A 19,641-nucleotide genomic window follows, 5' to 3' on the forward strand; every position below is an offset into this window, starting at 1 on the left:
AGTTCCTGATTGATACTGAGCATGTTCATGAAGATCTAGGCTACCAGCTCGGACAATCCGAGCATCGATTTGTTGTCTGTCTGGCTGAGTGCTGCTGCGATGAGGGCCGAAACGTCCAGAATAAGCGCAACGCTTCCATCCCCGAGAATTGTTGCGGCCGACACACCGAAAATATGGCGATAGTTCTTTTCCATGCTCTTGATGACGACCTGCGTCTGACCGCAGATTTCATCAACAATGAGTGCTGCGCGGCTACCCGACTCATTTTCGACCACAAGCACGACAGCGCCTTCGAGCGTCTCCTGCTTGCGTGGCGCGGCAAGACCGAGAGTCGCGGCAAGTGGTAAAAGCGGGATACATTCGCCGCGCTTCGAGATGATACTTGTACCATCTGGCAATGCGTATACATCGCCCTCACTAACGATAATGGCTTCAGAGACGGCCGAGATCGGGATGACCATTGTTGTTTCAGCGGCGTTGATAAGCATCCCGTCGAGAATGGCAAGGGTGAGGGGAAGGCTGAGACTGAAGGTTGTCCCTTTGCCTGGCACACTGCTGATCACTACGCGGCCACCAAGGCTCATGATAGCCTGCTTGACCACGTCCATTCCAACCCCTCGACCCGAGAGATCCGAGACTTCTGAGGCCGTTGAGAAGCCTGGGGTAAAGATGAGATTGTTGATCTCGTCTTCGCTCAGGGTTGCGTCGTGTGGGATGATCCCCCGCTTCACCGCCGTCTCGAATACACGCTGGCGATTGACGCCCGCGCCGTCGTCCTTGATCGTGATCAGAATGCGCCCCGAGCGGTGCTCGGCAGAGAGTGTGATATTTCCCTCAGATGGTTTGCCCGCAGCCAAGCGATCTTCGATAGACTCTATGCCGTGATCGACAGCGTTTCGCAGCATATGTGTGAGCGGTGCCGCCAGCTTTTCGATCAGGGTGCGATCAACTTCGGTATCCTCTCCCTCCAGCTCGAGATTGACAGCCTTGCGCGTCATGGCGCTAGCCTCGCGCACGACGCGTTGCATTCGCTGGAAGACGCTCCGCACCGGCTGGGCGCGCACAGACATTACGGCATCCTGTATGTCCCTTGTAAGGGTTTGCATGCCCTCAATGCTCTGTATCAGCTCATGATGGCCGGATACGGCGCTCTTTTGGCAAAGTGACTGCACCGCAGCCTGGGCGATGACCAGTTCACCTACGAGATCCATAAGATCGTCCACACGCGAAAGATCGACACGGATGGATGCTGTCTCGGTCTTGCGTGTCCCACTCACCGCAGCGGTGGAAGGCTCTTCCTCCCTGAGCGTTTGCGAAGTCGATGCAAGAGCTTCAAGAATTTTCTCTGCCGGAGGACGGATGTCGACCGCCGGTAACTGGGGTGTCTGCTCATCATCCGTACGTGTTGGCGGGATGATTGCGAGATCGGCGCCTGAGGGCTGAGCAGGCTGTTCCTCGGGGCTGACAATCGCACCCTCATCCGAATCAGGAGCTATATCAGCCTCCGGGTACGCCTTGGGCGCCTCCGTCGGGATAGAATTTCTGTCGTCCCGACTGATCGTAAATGTGCAGCTGTCAACGACCCAATCGAAAACATCGCGTATTGCTGCCTCTTCAACCGTAAGAGGCAACAGGATCTCCCAACTGAGATAGGATTTTTCAGCATCTATCGCATCGAGATCAGGTAAAGAATCTGTTTCGCAAGTGATCAGAGCCGTTTCATTCTTGCTCTTCGCAAGATTCGAGAGCGCGGTCAGAATATTCCGCGCATCGTCACCGCAGTGATACATCTCATCATGGGGGCGGAAAGAGACACACCATTTGGCCGGTATTTCACTTTCTACAGCCTCAACGCCGAAATCGTCGTCGAAGCTGAAGGCGACAGGCTCGAACTCCATGGGGACGGGGCAGAAGCTGTCCTCGACGGCCCCTGCATCTGTAGCCTGGCTCGCTTCGGTATGGCCAGCCCCGGAGGCATTGACACGCTGGAGTTCGCCCAGGTTCTCGTCAATGCGAACCGCATCGACTGCCACGCCTCCGCGCGCCTCGACGACGAGGTCGCTCAGAACATCCATGCTTTTGAGGAATACGGCAATGACGTCGCGTGTGGGGGCGATCCGGTCCGACCTCACACCGTCAAGCGAGTTCTCATACACATGAGCGAAGCGGACCAGATTCTGAAGACCGAACGAAGCGGCACCGCCCTTGATGGAGTGCACGGCACGGAACACCGCATTGACTGTATCCGCCTCCGCACGATCTGCATCGAGCGCAGACAACCCTGTTTCCAGCTCCTGCAGCTGCTCCTCGCATTCCTGAAAGAAAATCTCCAGGATTTCGTCCATGTCTGAGCTCATGCTGATCCTGCTTCTCTACTCTGTGACGCGACGTATGGCGGAGACAAGGCTTTCGGAGTTGAAGGGTTTTATGATCCACCCGGTTGCGCCGGCGGCTCGGGCACGAGCCTTCTTTTCCTGGTCGCTTTCAGTTGTGAGGACGATGACCGGCAGGTGACGGAACGGCTCAAGGCCGCGCACCGTCTCGATCACGCCGAAACCATCCATACGGGGCATGTTGATGTCGGTAATGATGACATCCGGCGCGGGGGTCGCTGATTCGAGAACGCTGATACCCTCCACACCATCATTCCCCTGAATAACGTCGTATCCAGCGCCTTCTAGGGCTGTGCGGAGCATACTCTGCATCGTTCGGGAATCATCAATCGTCAGAACGCGCACAGTCTTTGTATCGCTCATGTCTAGGTCTCGCTGGATGTTGTGCGGGGTTCCCGCAGGAGGAAAGGCACACCGAAGAGTGCCAGAGCTTCAGCCAACTTTTCGGATGGGTTGATAATCTCGCGTTTGCCAGCAAGGAGAATCTGGAGGCAAAGACCTCCGAGATAAGTGACTGCCGATCCATCCAGGGGAGTGCCATCATCCACCATGAGATCATCGCGCAGCGCTGCGGCGGCCTTGGTGTCAAGGCGCGGAGGAAGCATGATCTGATGAGGCATCGTCTCCGGGGGTACAGGTATGACGGACATCAGAAATCCTCCCAGCCCTGGTCAGAAGACGTCACTTGCAAAGCAGGCCTGGGAACTGCCGCCTGTTTGGCAGGTGCGGGGGAAGGGGGCTGCGCCGGATTTTTCACCACCGGAGGGACGACAGCAGTCCTCGTTGTGACGGCTGGTTTGACGACCGGAGGTCTGGCCATTGGCGGTCTGGGAGGAGATGTTTTCGGCTTCGCGTTTGTATCCACGTGGAAGCGTCCGAGCGTTTCTGAAAGAGTGCGGGTCTCGGCGCTGAGGTTATGGCTGGCGGCTGTAGCCTCTTCCACCATGGCTGCGTTTTGCTGGGTTACCTGGTCCATTTCGTTGATCGACGTCGTGACCTCTACGAGACGCGCTGCCTGATCTCGCGTTGTGACCGTAAGGCCATCAATACGCTGGGCTATGTTCGAAACGCTTTCGGAGAAATCGCTGAGATATTCACTCGTGCGCTGAACGAGAGTTACGCCCTTGTCGACCTGCTCTGCGGAAACAGATATGAGACGTTTGATCTCATTCGCTGACTTGGCCGATTTCTCTGCAAGTGACCGTACTTCCTGCGCCACCACGGCAAAGCCGCGTCCTGCGTCGCCCGCTCGCGCAGCCTCGACACCAGCGTTCAGCGCGAGAACATTGGTCTGGAATGTAATTCCGTCGATGACGGAAATGATCTCGCTTATTGCTGTCGAGGACTTCTGAATGCCGACCATTGCGGCATTGGCATCCGCCATGATTTCTGTTGCGAGCTTGACCTTGTCGAGCGTTTTCTTGGTCTCGAGGCTGGAATCGGAACAGACATCGGCAGTTGTCTGAATGCCGTTGCTGATCGTACGTACCGAGGCAGCCGCCTGGCCAAGATTCTCAGCCTGACGCTCCGTTCTTCTGGCGAGATCGTCCGAGGCCGTGGAAATCTCTGCAGCCCCGGTCGTAATGAACTCCGAGCTTTTTGCCATTGTCTGCAGGATCTGTTTCCAGCTTTGGCATGCTTCGTTGAAAGCCTCGCGGATCGGCGCGAATTCTCCCTCAGCCGCCTCGGCCGGAATGCGGCAATCCAGATTGCCCTGCGCAACGGTTTTCAGTGCGGATACGAGGGTCTCCGCCCCTGACGCGACGCTTTTCTGCCTGTTGGCAGCGGTGCGCTTCAGCTCTTCAATCTCTTCGCTCATATGCTTGTGGGCTGCCGCCCGGTCAGCATCGTCATGCGTTTGGTTGTGAAGGCGTTCCAGTAGAGCCACAAGGGAGCCGCTATCATCTCTGAAGCCAGTGTAACGCGTGCGCGTACGTGTATCTCCACGGAGGAGGGCCTCCCCCATATTGAGGATTGCCTCCACCGGCACCGAGATTGTCTGGTTGAGTATCTGCCATCCTGCAAAAACAGCTGCCGCTGTGATCAGTGTGAGTGGCAGCAGGAAAGAAAAGGCGACTGACGTCAGGGCCCCGGCGAGAAAAGCAGCGACTTCGCCGAGCACGATCGCGGCAAGCAGGATTTCGGAGCAAAGCATGACCGTACCAATCTTGGACCGGAATGATGCTTCTCGATACAGCCAGGTTTTCATTTTTTCCTACTCTGCGATCGTAAGTAAATTATATGAAATTATTGTTTCGATAGTCATTTATGATGAGTGGCGGGCAAAGTGTCTTTTCGATCTCGTCTTTATCCTTCGGCCGCAAAGATCAGAGACTTTACGCTCACACGAAGCCATTAAGAACAAGTTAAGCGTATCGCGTACGATGATGAGATCCCGAAAATTGTCGGCTAGTGGGTCATGATATCAGGGAGTTATTACCTCTCAGGCACTATCTGCCGGAGAGAGGCTTTCCGCGCTTTTCGCGTTATCCTGCCGTATCATCAGAAAGCGCCCATGTCTCATGCTGTCGTCTGAATGAGCGTTTCTGGTGCAGCGCAAGAACTGAAGAAACCTGATCGAGGATCGACGACCTCCCGTTGGTGGCTGAGGGGGGCGGCTGTCAGAGGCCAGCCGCCATGGGGAGTCGTCGCTTGTCACCCTGTAGTCCCGGCGACGACCTGATTGTGGGCGTCCACTCCAGGTGTGAGCGGTAAGCGCCTGACGATATTTTGGCCCTGTAAGGAGACCACCCGCCTCGATGCAACATGATGCGCTCAAGGCAGGAGGGTGTGACCTTCAATAGGTCGCCGCGCTCGTTGCCGGGAGCGAAAAACGCAGGATCAGGTGAAGCATGGAGTGTGTTTCATCCGACAGGCTTCTGGAAGCAGAACGTGCCTCATCTGCGATACCGGCATTCTGCTGTGTCGTGCGATCCATGACCCCGATGGCCGAATTGACCTCCTTCAGGCTTACCGCCTGTTCGCGCGCATTTCGAACGATGGTGGTCAGTCTTTCACCCATCGTTGTGACAAGGCCGGAAATCGTGGCAAGCGCATGTTCTGTTTCATGCACACATTCGGCGCCGATATGTATCTCGTCGGATGTTTTCCCTACGAGCGCACTCACACTTTTGGCCGCTTCGGTGCATCGCTGCGCCAGAGTTCTCACTTCGTCAGCCACGACGGCAAAACCGCGACCGGCGTCGCCAGCCCGCGCCGCTTCGATGCTGGCATTCAGGGCAAGGACATTGGTTTGAAAAGCAATGTTCTCGATGATCGAGACGATGTCGACAATCTGGGACGAACTGTTCTCTATCCGCGACATGGCGTCACGTGTGCGGCGCATGATATCGGCTGAAGCTGCGGCAGAGTGGCAGGCTTCCTCGCCGATCGACTGGGCGCTGGTGATCAGCTCTTCCGAATGAGAGGCACTGCTCGCGATCTGACTGATCGCAGCCGTTGTCTGCTCAAGAGCAGCCGCCTGTTGTTCGGTGCGTTGTGCCAGATTCTCGGCACCGCCATGGACGGTTTCGCTCCCATCCCGGATGGTCTGTGCAGCAGTCGAGATACCTGAGATGGTATTTGCGAGTTCCCTGATCGACCTGTTGAAATCCGTCCGTAAAATTTCGAACTCATCGGGAAGAGGCTGACGCAGTTCTGAGGCGAGATCGCCGTTCGAAAGGGCCGAAAGCGCCCCGCCAATCTGCGCAACGACCTTTCTTATGTCATCCAGCCTGCGTTCATCCTGCTCATGCCGCACCCGCTGCGCTTCTTCGTTACGGCGTCGCTCCCCTTCCAGAAGCAAGTCGGCTTCCTGGGCCTTCAGCAATGATGAGCGGAATGCGTCCAGCCCGCGTGCGATTGCACCGAGTTCATCCTGGCGCTCTGTTCCGAAGACACGTGCCTGATAGTGGCGGTTTTCCAATTCAGAGACAGCATGAATCAGGCTGCCTAGCGGGTTGCTGAGAAGCTTGCGGAAGATGAGCCACATCAGGACGAGCGAAATGACGATCAGCACGATGCCCGGAATGACGAGAGTGAAAATTGTATGCCAGACCGGTGTCGTGATGGCCTCACCCGGGAGGTCGACCACGAGGGTCCAGTAAGTGCCGAAACCATCCACCGTGATGGGAACCAGGATACGGTCTGCACTCCCACCGTCAAACCCGGGGATGATGGTGACATCGTGCGCAGAGAGGGCCTTGCTGAAAGCTCTGGAGGCGTCATCATGGAAGTGCTGCATGATCTGGGCAGGTGTAGGGCTTACGACCCAGAAGCCCTGGCTGGACAGAAGCGAAATCCTGGTGCCCGGTGCGATCTGGACTTCCTTGAGCATAGGGGCAAGCCAGTCCAAGGGGATATCCGCCCCTACGACGGCGATTCGTTTGCCATTGAACGTGATAGGAAAGGTCGGGGAGACCATGGGAACACCGGAATCGTGGTCGATATAGGGTTCAAGGCCATCCGGGTTGCCCGTTCTGATTATGGCCTTGTAAAAATCGCTATAGTGGGCGGAAGGGGTCCGCACGGCGATATTTCCATGACCGTCACGCACGACATAAGGGAAGAATATTCCCTCCGGGTTCGTTCCTGGACCGCCCGGAAGCTGCGTCCCATCGAAACCGTGTGGGACCTCCTTGAAATCCATGCCGAAAATCGCTGGAAAACGCCGCATATCCTCGACCAGAAGGTCAACAATGAACTGCTTGTTCAAGACGCCCGTCTGATGGCCGCTTTCGATGGCGCTTTGAATGCCTCGTACAACCAGGCTCTGCTCAGCTATTGATCGGGCGATCTTCTGACCCAATATCTGACTTTTCTGGATTGCTTGCGAGTAGATTTTTTTCTCTACCTCTTTCTTCATCATGAACCCGGATATGGATACGGCGACGATCTGGATTGCTACGAAGCAAATGCCGCAGGCCAGAACGATTTTGCTGGCGAGATTGAAGGCAGGATGATGAAGAGATTTTCTGCGCACGGGGACTGCTTTCCGTTTTTGGAGGCATGAGGCTGGAAGGAGGGGTGAAAAGACTCATCGATAAAATTTGCTAGAGCGGAGACTCCCGACGGGCGTGAAGGTGGGCGCTGGGGCATGAGGCGCGTTTGCGGGCAAGCCCGCTCCCGCAACGTTAGATTCAGGTTAATCATTCACGCCGGATGTTATGCGTCAATATATTCCGTCATCGTTATGTTTCATTCTGGACGAGATTTTTGTTCAGATTGGTAAACAGGTAACAGCGTGAGAAGAATTCCGCGAAGCAGCGTTCTGTACTCATTGCCGTGGCCGACGACAGATCGTAACGAATGGAATCCGTACTTTTAAGCTTTATCGGGGTGCGCGCAGGGGTGAGGTCAGGGCTTCCATGGTTGAGGCATGCGACGGCATTTGCGTCTCAACCCTTACGGCGTGAATGGTTGGACTGAGCTTCGGTTTAGAGCGGGAATAGCCGGCTGGTGGCGTCATTGCTGAAACGCGCCTGTCAGGAGCCGAAGCTGCGTACCAGGCCGCCTGCTACCATCTGCCACCCATCAATCATGACAAAGAAGATGAGCTTGAATGGCAGCGAGATTGTTGCAGGGGGCAGCATCATCATGCCCAGACTCATCAGCACGCTTGATGTGACGATATCGATGATCAGGAAGGGCAGATAAAGAAGGAAGCCCATTTCGAAGCCTCTGCTCAACTCGCCAATCATGAAAGCAGGCATCAGGACCCGCCATGGGGTTTCCGCAGCGGTCTTGGCAGGTGTGAGATTGGCCAGATGATAGAAAGTTGCGAGATCGCCAGGCCGGGCATGCGCAACCATGAAGCCGCGGAATGGCTCTGCTGCAGCCTTGAGGCCGTCTATCTCCGACATGCTCCCACTGATCATCGGTGCGATCCCCTCTGACCAGGATCGTTCAAAAGTAGGCTGCATCACGAAAAACGTAAGAAATAGCGAGAGGCCGATGATGATTGTGTTCGGTGGGGTGCCTTGTGCGCCAATTGCACCCCGAAGCAGCGACAGGACGATCACGATACGCGTGAAAGCAGTCACCATTACAAGAAGGCTCGGTGCCAGAGACAGCAGAGTGATGAGAGCAGTAAGCTGGATCAGGCGGCTCGTTGTTCCAGGGCTGCCGCCACTACCGCCAAGATCGATAGAAAGAGACTGCGCGTGCGCGATGCAAGGGGCACAAAGCAGAACGGCTGTGAGGGCAACAAGCGTGAAACAATGGCCGATGGTTCGACTCTTGCCAGAGGTCGTAGCTTTGGTATTACATGAGCTCACTACGCGGGATTTTATCGCCCGGATTAAATGAATCACAAAATTATTCATGAGCTACGCTCGACGGAGAGATACTGGCTGAAACCCGAGGCAGGTTCAGGATTAGCCTGGACGAGACCGTCGTTCGAGCCGCAATCGCCCTCAAGCCAGCCGATGAACGAATCTCCATTTAGCCCGGTGAGTAGAAGGCCTTCGCGCCCTCGACAGGAAAAGACGACCAGTCGCCTTTTCGGATCAAGAGGCAGTGCTTCCACAATCTGTAAACTTCTGGTTGTATTCCGTCTGGTCAGGCGGGGTTCAAGATAGCGCACAACAAATCGCAAAAGGAATATCAGCGATATTACCAGTGCAAACGATGCACCATAGCTCACCCATGACAGGAGGCTCATCCGTGCTGCCCGTTGCATGCGTTACATTGGCCCTGAGCAAGCATGGTGTTCACACTCAGGAGGACGAAGACGACAGGATTTCAGTCATTGTCACGCCTATGTTGTTGTCATCAACGACAACCAGCTCGCCACGTGCAATGAGACGGTTATTGGCGTAGATATCGACAGCTTCGCCCAGTTTCTTGTTCAACTCGACCACGGCGCCGCGCCCCAACCTAAGAAGTTGGCTGACCGGCATGGTGGCAGTGCCGATCACTGCAGTAATCTTGACCGGGATATCGTAGACGGCTTCGGTTCGAGGCGCGGTGGAGCTGCCGGCAGCTGCTGTCTCGGTTGTGGAACCTGAAGAATCGAGAGGCTCTGAGGCAAAATCCTCGAGCCCCATCATTCCGTTATCTGCATTCATCATTTACGGTCCGTTTGTCGTCTTGGGTGAGGCAGTTGGTGAACGCTGCAAAGAGTTGAGTGAGGTCAGCACCTTCTCAATTGCCTTCCTGCGCCATTCTTCCGGGTCGAGGACGATCGTGTTGGTCTCAGTGCTGATTCTGATACGTGAATCCCCGGGAACAGCACAAGGCTCAAACCTTATTTTGTCAGGCTGGGTAATCGCGCTTCTGAGGCGGACTTCGTCATCTGCGGTGCAAGTCACCTCAACCACTGTCTCGGATCCCAGAATCAGATCGATTGCATCCTGCAGAAGATCGCGATGGATACCATTCAATTGCTCCGGGGGGAGGCGGGTCAGAGCGCTGACGATGTCGACCAACGCCTCGGCAAAAATTTCCCCCGCCTTTTGCGCCAGGCTGAAGTGGCGGGCGCATACATCTTCGTTCTGACGGATCATGTCCGCCAGTGTAGAAGATAGGTTGGCTTCGGCTCTGGCCTGCTCCGAAGCCGCGCCTGCTGCAAAACCAGCGTCGTAAGCGGCACGCTGCAGCGCATCAATCTCGTCCTGAGCCAAGGACACCAAAGGCTTCGCTTGCCCGTCTGCCGGAGCCGAATCCGATTGATCGGTGGCGGGAGGCGGTGCCGGGGGCATTGGCTTGGCATCGAAATCAACAAGGTGGCGGGCGAGCGGCAGGGTGGCGGTATCAGCGTTACTCGCCTGGTCCTCTCGTCTGGACTTGAGTGAAAAAGGAACGAAGTCTCGCATCAGGAGATGAATTCGTCGCTTGCGGAGTTATCGCTTATATCGATTTCCCCCGCGTTCATGAGATTCTTGATGGTCGTTACGATTTCTGCCTGTGCAGCTTCCACGTCCTTGACACGTATGGGGCCTAGCGATGCAATTTCTTCCAGGAGGATATTGCCTGCCCGTTTTGACATGCACTGAAGGAAGAGTTTGCGTTCGCTGTCCGTCGCTCCCTTCAGGGCAACCGGGAGGCGATCCCGATCCACCTCGGTCACAACTCGCATGAGGGATTCCTGTGAGAGACGCGCGATGTCCTCAAAGGTAAACATCAACGATTTGACCTTCTCCATATCCTCATGGCTCTGACGATCCATGAGCTCTGTAAGGCGCCCCTCCGTCTTGCGATCGAAATTATTGAATACCTCGGCGAGGAGTTCATAACTGTCCCGCTTGGATGACCGTCCGAGGGATGAGATGAATTCGGATCTCAGGGTCGCCTCGACACTCTCAATCACTTCGCGCTGCACCGTTTCCATATGCAGGATACGCATCATCACATCTGTCGCATAATCCTCAGGCAGCAAGGCGAGGACACGTGCTGCATGCGCGGGCTGCAAACGACTCACGATAACCGCAGCCGTTTGCGGATACTCGCTCTTCAGGTAGTTGGCGAGAATTGACTCCTGCACATTTGCCAGTTTGTCCCACATATTGCGGCCAGCGGGACCACGGATCTCGTCCATGATCTTTTCGACCTGCTCGGCACTGAGTGAGCGGCGCAGGAAAGCTTCGGTTGTCTCAAAAGTCCCGACGAGACCATCGGCCAATTCGAAATTCTCGACAAACTCCCGACACACCGATTCGACCATGGCGGCCTTGACGACGCCCAGTCCCGCCATGGCGATCGAGATGTCACGTATTTCATCCTCGTGCAGGGACTGCATGAGTGCGGCGCTTCGGTCACGACCGATTGCCATGAAAAGAATTGCTGCCTTCTGTTTGCCGGAGAGGGAAAATTCCGGCGCTATGGGAGCTGCGGGAGGCATATCGGGGGGGCTGGCGTTATTCATGATGAAGCTCCCGGACGTGGCTCGGGTGCCTCGAGCCAGTTTCGGATAATGCTCAGGCTGCTTTCAGGGTTTTGATCGATACGGTCAGCGACCTTCGAAATCGTTCCTGCACGCGCTCTCCCCTCAATTCCATCTATCGACACGGTATCGGTATCAGTGCGAAGAGCTAGGCTGTTAGACGAACCCTGTCCGAGAGCCGCGTGATCAGGCTCTCCCTCCCTATAGGAACCGGAGCCACCAAGCGCTTCCAGATGGGTGGGGCCAGATCGCGACAGGGCAGGGTGTGTCGTCGTTTTGCGGCGGAGGAGTGGCCTGAGCGCGAAGAACCCTGCACCCAGAGCGAGGAGGATCGGTATGATCCATTCTGCCAGATATATCAGGTTAGCGCGCGAGAAGAAGCCTGGCGCAGCCGGGAGGGGTTCGACACCTCCATCCGGCATAAATCGCATTGATACGACCTCGACCTGATCTCCACGGGCCTTGTCATAACCGACTGAGGTTTTCACAAGTGTGGTGATGCGGTCGATTGCGGCTGCATCGAGAGGCTTCCACACTTCTGTTCCGCTCTTATCCCTCGTGTAGGAACCATCAACCATGACCGCTATGCTGATTCGTGCCACACGTGGGTGAGTTTGGTTAACGACCCGGACGCGCTTGCCAATTTCATAATTATTGGTTTCTTCGTCACGCGTATCACTCGATCCGTTTTTGTCGGTTTGCCCGGCATTTGCGTTCGGCAGGTTGTTCGCGACAGATGTGTTGGGGGTCGACTCAGTGTTGACGCTTTTGTCTGTACTGGTTTGTTGCGACCGCAGTACCTGCTGGTTCGGATCGAAGCTTTCTTCTGTTTCGTGCACTTCGTCATTGTTGATGACGACTGCGGCCCGCGCCCTGACATGCGCCGTGCCCAGCGTAGGGATGAGCATCTCCTCAACAGACTGAGACAGCCGTGTCTCCTCGGCATGACGGAACTTCTCGAATGCGCTCTCCTGGCCGTCCTCGCTGTTCGGCTCTCCCGGTTTCGCCAGAACATCGCCGCGTGTATCGACAATCGAGATGGATTGCGGCCTCAACCCCGGCACTGCGGCGGCAACAAGGTTCTGAATCGCCTGTATGCCGTCAGGTGCGATGCGTCCTCCGTGGCCGATATCGATAACGACGCTCGCTTGAGACGGGTTTGTCTGCACCGAAAACAGGTCACGATGAGGCAATACGAGATGCACCCGCACATTGCGTATTCCCTGAAGGAGCCGGATCGAGCGCTCGAGTTCGCCTTCCAGGGCGCGGGTTTCGTTGATGTTTTGCTCGAATTGGGTACTCGTCAGGGTCGCGCTCTTGTCGAACAGCTCGTAACCAACGCTTCCACCATTGGGAAGGCCATCCTTGGCGAGAAGGAGGCGAGCTTTTGCAACCTGGTCGCTGGATACGTAAAGGCTCGTTCCATCCGGGGAGGTCGAACTCGGAATATGGGCCTTTGACAGGTCTTCGACCATCCGGGCTGCCTCGTTGAGGTCCAGATTGCCGTACACCAGTGCGTTGGGCTGCCCAGAGCCACCAAGCGCGAGATACCCCAGAAGTCCGAGCAGCAGAGCCCCTGCGGCGCCCAGGGCAATCAGCTGGTTACGACCCAGCCCCTTTATGGATGTAAGGAGATTTTTCATAAATAACTGTCGTCAGACGCGATCGGTTTTTTCTGGTTTATTCATGGTCGGCGTCCAATCTCCCGTGTGTTTCCTGAGGTATATTTTTGTATAATGCATCAAATATTTTAGCGTATTGTAAGGCGTCAATTTTTCCAGCCCGAATGCTCCCCGTCCGCGTGGAAGCATGCTCATCATGGGATGTAGGCATTCGTTGGCGGTGTTTCCTTGAGCGGCAGATTGAGGCGGTCCGCGTTCTGATCCTGCGTTAGGCCCGTGGGGCCCTGCGCCACCTGACGAGCGACATTTGGCATGAGGTCAGGTCTGCTCCAGCAGTCCACGCCGTTCCAGCTTTGGGTGCAATATGGCTGCGGCGCAGGTGGTCGCTCGGCTGGAGCGCACCAGTCTTCACCCTGCTGTATGTAACCGGCGTTGCATTCACGACCGGTAAGATGACGTGCGATGTCATCAGCCGCGCACGCAGAAAGCTGAAGACCAGTTATCCCGAGTATGCAGCAACGAAGCATGGGCCTGTAAGAGAAACCGCAGAACCGGAAGCTCATTGCGATCCTTGATCGAGAGGGGAGCATTTCAATCACCGATGGGGAGAGGCCGGCATGCGGAATCGCTTCGTCAGCGTCAACTGCTAGGCTCGGCTGCAATCTTGTCGATAGCATTCATGCCTCGCGTCGTCTCCGTTTGGATGAGCTGAAAAGTGAGATCGTAATCGCGCTGGATCTGCACCAGACGGGTCGTTTCGGCTACCGCATTGACATTGCTTCCCTCTAGCATTGCCTGATGCAACTCGGGAGTGGGCATCTGCCGCGTTGGCGTTGTAGGTTTGAAGAGGAAGCTGCCCTCTGCCATGAGTGTCTGGGGGTTATCGACCGTGACAACGCCTATCGTCCCCAGTGGACCATCTTCGGTCGATATGGTTCCGTCCTTGGCGATCGAGAAATCTCCGCTCTCTTGCCGCAGAACAAGATTGCGACCGTTATTGTCGAGCACAGGATTGCCCGCGCTATCAATGATCGTGCCATCGAGGCGGCGTGTAAATTGTCCGTTGCGGGTCAGTCGTACCCCTTGCGTTGTGCGGACGGTGAAATAGCCGTCACCATTGATCGCAACGTCGGTCGCGTTACCTGTGCTTCTCAAGGGGCCTTGGACCAGATCCCTGAACGTTGCCTTATCCTGGGCATACGCCTGCTCCCGATCCCCTGGAGTCACCCCGGACCCTTTCTGATGGACAAGATATTGCGAAAAGAGCTCCCGGGATCCCTTGAAGCCGTCGGTATTCTCGTTCGCCAGATTATTGGCGGCAACGTCGAGTTCACGCTTGAGCACGTCGATGCGCGACAAGGCAATATAAGCAGTGCTATCCATGGCGCTCGACCAGCCTTTTCATTTTGAATGTTAAATAAATCACGCGCGTAGACTTGCGCGTGACCATGGAAATCCATTCCATTACTTCATCAGGTTGATCGTGCGCGTGAGCATCGAACGCGTCACCTGCAAGGCGTTCAAATTGGCCTCATAGGAGTGTTGTGCTTCGTGGGTATCCATAATTTCGGTCATCGCATCGACATTGGGAAGCTTGACGAGTCCATTTTTGTCTGCGGCCGGTTGGGATGGGTCGTAATGGGTCTCGAAGGCTGTCCGGTCTTCACCTATCTCCTTCACTGAGACAGATGAAACGCCGGTATCGCGATTAAGAATTTCCTTAAATGTAATGGTTTTTCGGCGGTAGGGATCGGAACCCGGTGTAGAGCCAGTCGTTTCAGAGTTTGCCAAGTTCTCGGCTGCGACCTGTAGGCGCTTCGCCTGAGCCTGCATGCCGGACGCGGAAATTCCGATAGTATCTGTGAAGTTCATTTCGACCTCGAAAGACCAGGCTCAGGATGAACCCAGAGCGAGAGAAAACATGGACATATAGGTGCTGTAAGCGCTCGTAGCCATGCGCTGCTGGTCGTCGGTCTGCGCAATCTTGACGAGTTCGCTTTCAAGGTCGACCTTGTTGCCATCGATCGACGTGCTGCTATCGGCTTTGACCGAACCTTTCTGGCTCGTGTTGCTGGCAATATGCCCTGGCTCAGTCTGGGCAAGCTGGACAGACATCTGGTTCTGCAGGGCGCCTTTGAAATCAGGAAGATCACGGGCCACATAATTAGGCGTATTTGCATTTGCGATATTGCCTGCGATGAGCGTCTCGCGCGACTGCAACCACTGCATGCGGCGGTTGGCGAGGTCGAGAATATCTGTCCCTTTATCAGCGCTGACTGAAAGCGGTGACGTTGCTTGGAGCATTAAATTTCGCCCTTCATTCTTCGCCGACAGAAGCGATAAATAGCATTATCAGGATAGTTCCCATTCTAGTATGAAAAAGCGGCCCGGAGAAGCAGAACCGCGATGCGTAACAAAAAATTTCTGCGTCGCCTCTCTGCGGTATGTCATGGATTGCCGGCCGACAGGGTGGGCGGCGGGGCGTGCTGGGTTAAAAGCGAAAATATGCTTGCCCTGGAAGGGCTCATCGCTCTTCCGTCGATGCGCCCTGCAAGCCATTTGAGCGTTGTGTCATCTCCGGCACGTGCGGCGTCGGATGCGAGTCTGAGAGCAAGGTCCTGCGCCACATCCGAGAGAGTACCTTTGGCGGGAAGATTTTCCTGTGCGACAATTTTGAGCTCATGGGTCGCAGCGGCCCAGTCCCCCTGATTTTCAAAGGTGGCCGCTGATACCAGTCTGGCAGACTGGCCCTGTGCGTCCTTGAGGATGTTGAGACCTTTGGCCGTGTTTCCGTCCAGAAGGGCAATTTCGGCTCTTGCGACATTGCGCTGCGCGCGAAGTTCGGGGGATACCGTCTCAGACTCGGTCATGTCGAGCGTTTGAAGCGCGCGGGCCGCGTCTCGTTGCTGTATGGCGAGTTTGGCGAGAGCAAGACCCGCGCTGGCTTTGTCTTCCGGACTCTCCAGAGCCGGCACGGCTGTTTCGAGTGCTTTGGACCCGTCATCGATCAGACCGATAGAAAGAAGAAGCTTTCCATAGGCAGCTTGTAGGCTGGCCTGCTCGGGACCGTTCGGAAGTCCTGCAATATGGGCCCTGAGTAGCGCTGCATTGCGTAGCACCTGTTGGTTGTCCAGACCGGTGGCGGGAATTTCAGCCAGCCCCTTCAGGGCTTTCAGAAGTATCGTGTTACGTTTGCTCATCAAGGCAGAGGGGCGCCCTGGGGGGACGCCCTGATCGATCATCAGAGCAGCGTTTTGCCAATCGCCCAGCTGCAGAAATGCCTCCGCCTGAGTGAGACGAACCGCCATCTCGCGCCCGGCCAGTCGCGCATCGAGGATGATGGCATCAAGGGCACGGATCATCTGCTGGGGAGATAACTTGCCCTGCATATGGTCAAGCACGATCTCGCTTTCCGCCGCCTTTTCGGCGATTACAGGATCGCGATCGGTCCTGAGGTGTTCAAGGCTTCTCCGTGCTGCGTCGGTCCGACCGAGCCGCATATTGGCGAGCGCGCGACTCAACTGAAAGCCAGATGACTGCGGCAGCTTGTTCAAGGCGGGCAGATCAGTGGGCGTAGCGTTGCGCGCAATCGTTTCGGCAGCGAGGGGAAGCAAAATATCCCGCACGTTCGCGGGGTAACTCCTGATCCGATCGAGATCAAGCACGAGGCGATGGGTGCCGCGCGCATCGATCTGATCAGCCTGAGCAAGATAGAGTGCCCGCCATAACTGCGCCGCTCGTTGCTGTTTCTCGGGCCATGGGCCATCCAATCCCGAGGCGTCCTCAAGATCGCCACTCATCAGCGCGGTTGCTTCAGTCAGGAACCTTATTTCCGGACGGCCGATTTCCTCTGGATCGTCTCTGAGCGCAACAGCCAGTATACCTCTCGCCTCGGTAAATGCTCCCATGCTGAAGGCTGCCTGCGCTTCTTTCACGCGAGCCTCGAAGCGCTTGGAGGGGCTGGAGTCTGCTGCTGCGAGAAAAGCGTCATGAAATCTCTGGCGCAGAGCGGTATCGCCAAGATCTTTCAGGGCAAGCCACTCGAGATCGATGTCGTTGGCATAGACCGCCTGTCCATCATCCACCATGCTGTGTCCGTCTCGATTGAGCAGAAGGCCAGAAGGGACGGCGGATAGAGTGATTTCGGCGTCACGTGCAGAGACGACGACGCCCTCATTGGTCGGCCACACATCGTATCCCGGTGTACGTCGCATGGATGTAACGCCCCCATCATCGAGAAGGGAGGTGCCAATCAAAAGGCGTGCGCCCGAGGCCGGGTCAGATACAGATAGAACGCGTCCGCTGCGGCGCATCGGATACAGGACACCCGTTGCGACGACGTGAGGGTTTATAGTGCGTCGATCCTGCTGGGGAATATCGAGCGGCGGTTTGAGCCCCAGCACCCAACCATCGCTCTGTTGTGACAGGAAGAGCGGTCGGCTGTCTGATCTGCGCAGCTGGATGATGGTGGCGTCTGGCAATACATCGACGCTCAGGGACGAAAAAACACCGTCTCCATGTATCGCGGACGTGTCTATCGGAATGGCGTTATCAACGATGATGATAAAGCGATCCCCGCTCTCGAATGCCGCAATGCCAGCCTTGGGCGGGATAGGCAGCAGGATCCGATCCTGGGATGCCTGTGACGTTGCCACGGGCAGATCGGCCCCTGACGGCGCGGTTGCCGTTGTGACAGCGGGCAGGGGTGCAGGGGCGGGTTTGGGCCTGCTGTCTGTCTTTTCCGTAGGTGAGGCTGCAGGAGCATTCAGAAGCGTTGCACGCCACGAAGGGGGGAGGCCTTGCACAAGGTCACTCCCGGAAATCCGATCAGGCAGATGCTCTTTCTGGTCTGGTATTTCTCGCGGCTGGGCAGGCCGCGTATGCGGGTGCAGCTCTTTGTGTCCTGGAAGCGTATGCCGATGATCGGCCCTTGCGGACGCCACAAAGACAAGGCCTGGCAGCAACGCGGCGGGTGCGAGGCGCAGGGCTTTCCCGATTGCCTTGAAATTCAGATGCGACACAGCCGGTCCGCCCAATGAGCGTGGCCGATATCTCCAGTGCAGACGCCCGCGGTAACGGGCGTTCTTTCTATCTGGCAGGACATGGGCGCTATCAGGTCAGGCCAGAAAATCGAGAATCTGGGTGATGGTCGAGCCGCTTCGTGCAGAGGTTGCGGACAAGCCCCCGTCAGCAGAGAATTGTACTGCCCCGGATTTGGCTGTTTCGGCAACAGCTTGAGATGACAGGGTACCGTGGCGGCTTGCAGCATAGGATGCGTGTGCGCTCGTGCTTGTCGCCTGGCGCAGCGCGGCGGAGAGCGAGGAGGCAGCTGAAATATCTGACATTGTTGTTTCCGGTTATAAATCGTCAAACGGGGCACAAAGACCCCGTGAAAATGGCTTGTGGCTTATGCTGCCAAACATTTTGTCACAATTTATGCGCCTTCTTTATTACAATAACGTTAAGGTTTTTGCTTGTTACATGTGAGAACGCCTCACGCCCCATAACTCAGTGTTAGCACGAATTCCGATGGCAGGGCCATGCTTTTGTCGAAACGTTCCGGGTATCCCGAAACTGCGTACCGGAGGGGGTATTGATGGAATTTGACGATGTCGCGGTGACTTTGGGCAACAGGGGAAAAAAATTGTCGCGGTTCAGCCATATTTCGTCACCCACTGGTAGTCTCGTTAATGTCTGCCCTGTATGGTCAGCCTGTGCCCTTTGAGGGATCTCGACCAGTAATGTCGGTCTGTGAACGCAGGTAGGGTAGTCAAGGAAGATTTCCATAATTGACCAACTAAATAACCAGACAAAATTATATAATCATAAGTAAAACTATTGGTGGATCATAAATGCGCGTATTGTGTGTTGCTGAAAGCTCCGGGGCAGGAAGGCCGAGCGACGAGCTCGCGAAAGCGGCGATAGCAGGGTCCCTGTCGATCACGGCCAGCGGCCCTGCCGGGATTGTGGAGACCTTGCGGCGCACGCATTATGATATCGTGGTTCTGCAGCAGGCCGCTTCGGATACCCGCATCATCCGGCAATTACGCAAAGGGAAGATTGCAGTACCTGTCATCGTTGTTCGTAAAATCGGTTCGGCGGAAGGAGAGGTCGAGCTGCTTTCTGCGGGCGCAGATGACTGCGTTGGCGAGGAGACCGATCACAGGGTTCTTCTCGCGCGTTTGCGCGCCGTGGCCAGGCGCGCGGGCGGTCATGACAGCCCAACATTGCAAGTTGGCAGAATGTCGGTCGGTATCGACCGCCGCGAGGTGCACATCGACGGGGCCGTGGTTCCCTTGACCCGAAAGGAATATGATCTTCTCGTCCTTCTCGTCATGCGCAAAAACCAGGTCCTGAGTAAGGAAGTGCTGCTGGATAGCCTTTATAGTGGTGAAGACGAGCCCTTCGGAAAGGTTATCGACGTAATGATTTGCAAGATCAGAAAGAAGATAAGGGCTTTCGGAATAAACGAGCCATTCACAACCCAATGGGGGATAGGTTATCGACTGAATGAGCCTGCGTTTTCACCAGTGACAATTGTTCTGCCTCAGGAAGAATTGCACGTTCGTACCCCGGCAAGAGAAAATTGCCTCCCTGTGACGGGCGGTATCCATATGCTTGGTTCCATGGCATCGCCTGGACGGGCTCAGAGCTGAGCCAAATCAGGGTATCCAAGGCATTGCTTGACTTGTCATGCCTTGGGAAGGTGGCCTGCGAGGTATTGCGTATCGCGCTACCTCGTGGT

At 56.0% G+C, this 19,641-nt stretch carries 16 protein-coding genes; 1 reads left to right on the forward strand and 15 read right to left on the reverse strand.

All coding sequences use genetic code 11. From position 1 onward, the window contains the following. Positions 1–35: 35 nt before the first annotated feature. The 15 genes from F3J08_RS04175 to F3J08_RS04255 form a co-directional block, all read right to left on the reverse strand. Positions 36–2,357 carry a chemotaxis protein CheA gene (locus F3J08_RS04175; RefSeq protein ID WP_166928543.1) on the reverse strand — a complete coding sequence of 774 codons (2,322 nt, stop codon included), beginning with the start codon at positions 2,355–2,357 and terminating at the stop codon, positions 36–38. A 15-nt stretch (positions 2,358–2,372) separates the two neighbouring features. Beyond that, on the reverse strand, positions 2,373–2,756 hold the full coding sequence (locus F3J08_RS04180; RefSeq protein ID WP_122040249.1) for a response regulator: 384 nt from the start codon (positions 2,754–2,756) through the stop codon (positions 2,373–2,375). Positions 2,757–2,758: 2 nt separating this feature from the next. After that, entirely contained in the window at positions 2,759–3,043 is a 285-nt protein-coding gene (locus F3J08_RS04185) for a hypothetical protein (protein WP_166928544.1), read from the reverse strand. Beyond that, positions 3,043–4,602, reverse strand: coding sequence for a methyl-accepting chemotaxis protein (locus F3J08_RS04190; protein ID WP_166928545.1), 1,560 nt, complete (start codon positions 4,600–4,602; stop codon positions 3,043–3,045). Before F3J08_RS04190 ends, F3J08_RS04185 begins: the two co-directional genes overlap by 1 nt. Positions 4,603–5,190: 588 nt before the next feature. Beyond that, positions 5,191–7,374, reverse strand: a complete 2,184-nt coding sequence (locus F3J08_RS17490; RefSeq protein WP_166928546.1) for a methyl-accepting chemotaxis protein — start codon at positions 7,372–7,374, stop codon at positions 5,191–5,193. Positions 7,375–7,876: 502 nt separating this feature from the next. Continuing rightward, positions 7,877–8,620 (reverse strand): flagellar type III secretion system pore protein FliP, encoded by a 744-nt coding sequence (gene fliP / locus F3J08_RS04200; RefSeq protein ID WP_370458668.1) that lies wholly within the window; start codon positions 8,618–8,620, stop codon positions 7,877–7,879. A gap of 489 nt (positions 8,621–9,109) precedes the next feature. Then, positions 9,110–9,463, reverse strand: coding sequence for a flagellar motor switch protein FliN (fliN, locus tag F3J08_RS04210; protein ID WP_370458661.1), 354 nt, complete (start codon positions 9,461–9,463; stop codon positions 9,110–9,112). Next, entirely contained in the window at positions 9,464–10,207 is a 744-nt protein-coding gene (locus F3J08_RS04215) for a hypothetical protein (RefSeq protein WP_166928549.1), read from the reverse strand. It abuts the gene before it with no gap. After that, entirely contained in the window at positions 10,207–11,256 is a 1,050-nt protein-coding gene (locus tag F3J08_RS04220) for a flagellar motor switch protein FliG (RefSeq protein ID WP_240149121.1), read from the reverse strand. The genes F3J08_RS04215 and F3J08_RS04220 overlap by 1 nt, the downstream gene beginning before the upstream one ends. After that, on the reverse strand, positions 11,253–12,917 hold the full coding sequence (gene fliF / locus F3J08_RS04225) for a flagellar basal-body MS-ring/collar protein FliF (protein WP_122040243.1): 1,665 nt from the start codon (positions 12,915–12,917) through the stop codon (positions 11,253–11,255). The genes F3J08_RS04220 and fliF overlap by 4 nt, the downstream gene beginning before the upstream one ends. Positions 12,918–13,535: 618 nt before the next feature. Further along, positions 13,536–14,279 carry a flagellar basal-body rod protein FlgF gene (gene flgF / locus F3J08_RS04235; protein WP_035444297.1) on the reverse strand — a complete coding sequence of 248 codons (744 nt, stop codon included), beginning with the start codon at positions 14,277–14,279 and terminating at the stop codon, positions 13,536–13,538. An 81-nt stretch (positions 14,280–14,360) separates the two neighbouring features. After that, positions 14,361–14,768 carry a flagellar basal body rod protein FlgC gene (gene flgC / locus F3J08_RS04240; protein WP_023980049.1) on the reverse strand — a complete coding sequence of 136 codons (408 nt, stop codon included), beginning with the start codon at positions 14,766–14,768 and terminating at the stop codon, positions 14,361–14,363. Between the two features lie 21 nt (positions 14,769–14,789). Then, positions 14,790–15,200 carry a flagellar basal body rod protein FlgB gene (gene flgB, locus F3J08_RS04245; RefSeq protein WP_122040242.1) on the reverse strand — a complete coding sequence of 137 codons (411 nt, stop codon included), beginning with the start codon at positions 15,198–15,200 and terminating at the stop codon, positions 14,790–14,792. A 143-nt stretch (positions 15,201–15,343) separates the two neighbouring features. Then, the gene (locus tag F3J08_RS04250) at positions 15,344–17,917 is read right to left on the reverse strand and encodes a hypothetical protein (RefSeq protein WP_166928550.1); all 2,574 of its coding nucleotides are present in this window, start codon (positions 17,915–17,917) and stop codon (positions 15,344–15,346) included. A gap of 96 nt (positions 17,918–18,013) precedes the next feature. Continuing rightward, the gene (locus F3J08_RS04255; protein WP_122040239.1) at positions 18,014–18,241 is read right to left on the reverse strand and encodes a hypothetical protein; all 228 of its coding nucleotides are present in this window, start codon (positions 18,239–18,241) and stop codon (positions 18,014–18,016) included. A 621-nt stretch (positions 18,242–18,862) separates the two neighbouring features. Here F3J08_RS04255 and F3J08_RS04260 point away from each other — a divergent pair. Then, positions 18,863–19,552: a winged-helix domain-containing protein gene (locus F3J08_RS04260; RefSeq protein ID WP_370458669.1), complete on the forward strand. Its 690-nt coding sequence runs from the start codon at positions 18,863–18,865 to the stop codon at positions 19,550–19,552. The last annotated feature ends 89 nt before the right edge of the window (positions 19,553–19,641 follow it).

It is taken from the genome of Asaia sp. As-1742 (assembly GCF_011753235.1).
Taxonomy (GTDB): Bacteria; Pseudomonadota; Alphaproteobacteria; order Acetobacterales; family Acetobacteraceae; genus Asaia; species Asaia bogorensis_B.